General features: G+C 42.1%; 4 protein-coding genes. 2 read left to right on the top strand and 2 right to left on the bottom strand.

Features of this window, described 5'->3' with window-relative positions; translation table 11 throughout:
- Window positions 1-353: 353 nt before the first annotated feature.
- On the top strand, window positions 354-983 hold the full coding sequence (locus O2S87_RS17990; protein WP_475410118.1) for a hypothetical protein: 630 nt from the start codon (window positions 354-356) through the stop codon (window positions 981-983).
- The gene (locus O2S87_RS17985; protein ID WP_475410117.1) at window positions 976-2457 is read left to right on the top strand and encodes a PAS domain S-box protein; all 1482 of its coding nucleotides are present in this window, start codon (window positions 976-978) and stop codon (window positions 2455-2457) included. The genes O2S87_RS17990 and O2S87_RS17985 overlap by 8 nt, the downstream gene beginning before the upstream one ends.
- A 229-nt stretch (window positions 2458-2686) precedes the next feature.
- On the opposite strand, the gene O2S87_RS17980 is transcribed toward O2S87_RS17985, so the two are convergent.
- Together O2S87_RS17980 and O2S87_RS17975 are read right to left on the bottom strand one after the other, a co-directional pair.
- Window positions 2687-4546 (bottom strand): PAS domain-containing sensor histidine kinase, encoded by a 1860-nt coding sequence (locus O2S87_RS17980; protein WP_475410116.1) that lies wholly within the window; start codon window positions 4544-4546, stop codon window positions 2687-2689.
- Window positions 4512-4919, bottom strand: a complete 408-nt coding sequence (locus O2S87_RS17975) for a response regulator (RefSeq protein WP_475410115.1) — start codon at window positions 4917-4919, stop codon at window positions 4512-4514. Before O2S87_RS17975 ends, O2S87_RS17980 begins: the two co-directional genes overlap by 35 nt.
- Between the last annotated feature and the right edge of the window lie 210 nt (window positions 4920-5129).

The raw sequence follows: 5129 nt of genomic DNA, 5'->3' as shown, positions 1-5129 counted from the left end.
TTTGTGCTTCATTGATCGCGTCATCAAGCTCTTTTTCCGACAGATGTTTCACCAACTTGGTCCGACGAGAAGCCTTCATTAGCGCCTATACGCGCTCCGTAGATTCAAACATAGCGCAGACCACTCCGACGGTGTTCCCTCACCCTCCTTCGACCAGCTACTGCTGGAAGGAAAGTCCCACTCCTGTGATTCCGGAGCAAACGTTATCCTGAGTCTCTCGACAAAAATCTGATTCGGTAACTACTGTAAACGGCAGGATTCTCGCCTTGAAAAAGACAATTCAACCTTGTCATTCTAGACCTGAGCGTTATATTACAAAAATAGTTATTACTTAGTCGATAATTCATTAAATCATGGTAAAGGGTTTATTCACATACGATGGAAAAACCAACATCAATAATCAAGCAACTCGGATGGCAAAAGAGACATGTTTAGGATTTCGAGAACACGATCGTGGCAACCCAGAAAAAGCCATTGATCATTTTGCATTTGTAGACAAATTACAATTTTCTCATCTTAACGAAGTAGAAGCTCAGCAGGCAGCGACTGCGTATGTAAATGCTCTGTTTGCAAAAGATGATGTCGAAATAAAACATCTGCGTAATGGTCAGCTTGATACAAACGGACTTCGTGATGCGGATTGGAGCACTGTCAAGACACAATTCCGCATTCGTGCATCAATTGTGGGAATGGACCCATTATATGCTGAATATAGTACGAAAGGATGGCGAAAGCACAAAGTAGGTGATGATTACTGGAAACCGCTCTTGAGAGCACAGCAATACGAATTACAAGCTGCCTTACAAGACGATACGTATCCACGGAAACCAAAAGATGGACAATCAGGGTTTGGACCAGAGACTGTGCGATATATATTAGCTGTCGAACTGCATGATATGCATACAGACACCTATTGGAAGCAAGCTAAGGAAGTGATGGTTCCTTACTTTGAACTAATTCTTCAGGAGAAATCTAATGAGTGAGCTATCACAATTATTATCTGGTGAAGATGTCCGATCAAATGGATTACTACCAGATGAAATCGAAAATCCTGAAACGATACAGGTTCTGGTTGTTGATGATGATAAAGATCTAGCCGACCTTACGTCGACATTTCTCACACGAGAAAAACCAAGGTTTGAAGTACATACTGAAAACTCCGTCGAGGATGGTTTCGAGTGTCTTGATGAGGTGGATGCTGTTGTGAGTGATTATGATATGCCTCATCAAGATGGTCTAGATTTTCTTGAACTTGTTCGAGAAAATTACAACGATCTACCATTTATATTATTTACCAGTAAGGGTAGCGAAAGTATCGCAGGCGAAGCAATTTCGAAAGGTGTGACCGACTATCTGCAGAAAGGAGGTGGATCAAGTAAGTATTCTGTATTAGCTAATCGCATTAATAATGCTGTTGAACGACACAGGGCGATGCAGACGCTTAAAAAATCTGAGCAACGATTTAGTCAATTAGTAAAGAATTCGTCCGATGTGATTTCTATCGTCGACGAAAATGCTCAATTCACCTACGTTTCCCCATCTGCAAAAGAAGTACTTGGATATGAAACCGAAGAACTAGTTGGGGAGTCTATTTTTAGCTTTGCACATCCAGATGACCGGCAACATGCAATGGAGAAATTTTTTGAAGCAATTGATAATCCGTCTATAGAACCAACCGTTCAGTTCCGATTCAAAGACCCAGATCGTACATGGCCTATCTTAGAATCTCGTGGGCAGAATTTGTTTGATAATAAATTTGTTAATGGATTTATTATTAACAGTCGTGATATAACCAGTCTCAAATCACGCGAACAAAAACTCAAACGACATAACGAACGCCTAAAAGACATTAAAAAAACACTATCTCAGGGACTTAAGAGTCCGATTGATATTGCCTCTGGGGCACTCGAACTGTATAATGAATCGGGAGACGAATCTCAACTCAAACAAATCGATCGTTCACTTGTTCGTATTGAAACATTAGTTGAGCAAATACTCGAACTCTCCAAACAAGGTGAAGATTTGATTGACCTAGAAGATATTTCTCTACAAAATGCAGCTGCAGATGCATGGTCGACAATCAGCGTAAATGAATCAACTCTTAATTGTATGGATTCAAAGCAATTCAAGGCAGATGTAAATCGTTTCCAGCAATTACTTGAGTGTCTATTTACCAATGCTATCGAACATAATACAGATGACGTGACTGTTTATGTGGGAACAACAGATTCGAGTATCTATGTGGAAGACGATGGTACAGGTATTGCTGACGAAGGACAAGAATTGATATTCGATCCAGGTTATACAACAAAAAGGGGTCAAACCGGCTTTGGACTCACGATTGCACAACAGATTGCACTAAGCCATGGATGGGAAATTTCAGTCGAAACTGGAGACCGTAGTGGCGTGAGGATTGATATTTCTGGAATCTCTTTTGAACCGAAAACATTTGATTAACACCTATTGAGTACCACTTACTAATTTTAAGAAATTGACCTCCTCCCCGCGCTGAAGCGCGAAGGTTTCCTAGAATATGGTTCGTCGGTACATCGAGGAGACTGAACAGTAGGCGAGCGTACGCGATTCACCCACGGTCGGGTGATCCGTGGAACTCTCGCTGTTCTATTAAGATATCCTCTCCACCCTCCAAAGTAAGATTGTGACGTTGTAACTTTGATGATCATTCCTAATTTGAATCGATTTCAACACCAGTAATCTCAAATCGTGCACCTCCGCTCTCACCCTCAGTAATATTGATTTCCCAGTCGTGCGTTTCTACTATTTCTTTGACAATCTTAAGACCAAATCCAGTTCCGCTATCCGAAGTCGAATGACCAAATTTAAACACCTGATCGCGCTCATCAGCGGGGATTCCCGGTCCATTATCAGAAACATAGAATCCGTTTTCAAATGTGTCAACTGTCACTACCTCTCCACCGTGTTCGACTGCATTTCTAAAGAGGTTCTCAAAAAATTGTTTCAACCGAATCTTATCTGCAAAGATTATATCTTCAGTATTGACGTTTAGTGTCACACTTGATGTGTCTACATTCATCCAATAATTCTTAGAGACTTCAGCGAGTGAGATAGGGCTTATATCTGCTGTGGTAGTACCCTCTCGTGCAAGTTTAAGTAGGTCATCCACCAACGCCTCAATTCGATTGAGTGCCCGCGATATGCCTTCATGATGTGTACAGCTACAATCTTCCATAGCGAGTTCCAAATGGCCTGCAGCGACTGCTAGTGGATTCCGGATGTCGTGCGAAACAACACTCGTGAACTCCTCTAAGCGCTCATTTTGGTGTCTAAGTTTACTCTCTCGAGATTGCAATTCTTGTGTTTGTGAAACCTGTTCAAGAGCGGTGTTAATACTTCTTGCCAGTATTTCGCCAAGTACTAGATCTTGATCATCGAACTGATCGTACTCTGGTGAACCAGCAAGCAAAATGCCATAATCGCCGATCGGGAGATATATTTCACTCCGGATAGATGTATCTGGATTGTATATATCAGAATCTGCAGGGACATTATTGAGTGCAAACGCGTTTCCTTCGCTGTAAACTCGCCACGCGATACTACCATCACGCGTGAGTACTGGAGGCTCACCGACGAGTTCAATTAAACCATCAGTTGCTGCCATTGGTACAAGTCCCGATTCAGTCTCATCAAAAAGGTGAATTCCGGTCAATTGAAGTCCAAGAACATCACGAGCTGCGTTTATAGCAACCTCACAAACTTCATCAGACGTTTTTGCAGCCATAAGATCCTGATTCGTCGTGTTTAATGCTTTTAAATGCCGTTCATGATTTTTTTGGTCTGTTGCATCGTAATAGACCCATAGATGACCATTCCCGCCTAGAAATTCAATTGGTTGGTAATTCCGTTCAAGCGTCTGACCATTTGTGCAAACTACTTCATCTTTGTCAACTGGTTCACCCTCACTCGCTACTGTGTTGATGCGTTCAACAAATTTTGTAGGATCGACTACCAACTCGCTTACTTTGCTTGCAAACTGTTTACAGTCTCTTCCAATAGTTTCACTCGGTGAACCAGATACCTCAAAGAATTCGAACAATTGTTTATTAATTGCCATCACATTGCGTTCGTCATCTTCAGCGAGAACCCCAACAGGCAGTGAATCAAAGAGCGTTGAAAGCAATATACTCGTTTCCTTGTGCTGTTTATCTCGCTCTTTCTGTTCGGTTATATCTCGAACGGTACATACGATTCCACCCGTATCGGTCATAGCAAGGACATGATCTTCAATAAAAATACTTTGGTCGGCTCGAAGGCCAGTTGTAACCCCATGCCAGTACCCATTGTCATGTAGAATTGGTAAGATTTCTTCGTAAGCATAGGGAAGGTCATCTGTTAACGTGAGAAACTCCCAGTGTTCGCCAAGAATTTCAGTAGGTCGATATCCATAGAGGTCGGCGTAAGCTTGGTTAACATACACAAAATACCCATCTTCATTGAGAATGCTAATACCCTCACGAGCGGTTTCTATGGCCTCAAGATGTCGATCGCGTTCGTTTTGAGCCCACACACTTTCTACTTCGATTTGCTAACAGTGTGTACTGAGAGGTGGCGGTCTTTTTTTGTATGTAGTCAGTTACCCCCATTGAAATTGCTTGGCTAGCAACTTCCTCACTCCCCTTTCCAGTAAATAAAATAAATGGAAGGTCCTCATCTTGTTTTCTAATGGACCGAAGGAATTCTATTCCCGTTTTATTAGACATGTCATAATCAGAAACAATGCAATCGACATCTCCTTCAGAAACAATACTCAACCCTTCGTCGATGGTCATTGCGGTCTGCAATTCGATGTGCCCGTCTTCTCGTTCAAGATGTTTTCTCGCTACATCCATAAAATCAGGATCGTCGTCGACGTGGAGAACTTGTATTGTGTTTTCGATCATGGACGTAAATCTATATTTGACATACAGACACCCACAATATAAATATTTTATTAGCAGATGATAAGTTGACATCCTCCCCGTCCTGAACAGTAGTTGCCGAATCAAATTCTGCTCCGCGTAAACTGAGCTGTTGCGTTCAAAACACACGATATCGCAGTAGATTACGCTGTGACGAATTCACTCAGAGAGCGAGGGAACGCCGCGTCGGCG

The sequence above is a fragment of the Halohasta sp. A2 genome (assembly GCF_056175805.1).
Note: the sequence above shows the minus strand (reverse complement) of the source record. Positions and strands in the feature narration are given on the sequence as shown.

Coding starts and splice junctions, on each gene's coding strand:
- O2S87_RS17975 (WP_475410115.1), bottom strand. CDS start 4,919: ATGATCGAAAACACAATACAAGTTCTCCACGTCGACGACGATCCTGAT.
- O2S87_RS17990 (WP_475410118.1), top strand. CDS start 354: ATGGTAAAGGGTTTATTCACATACGATGGAAAAACCAACATCAATAAT.
- O2S87_RS17985 (WP_475410117.1), top strand. CDS start 976: ATGAGTGAGCTATCACAATTATTATCTGGTGAAGATGTCCGATCAAAT.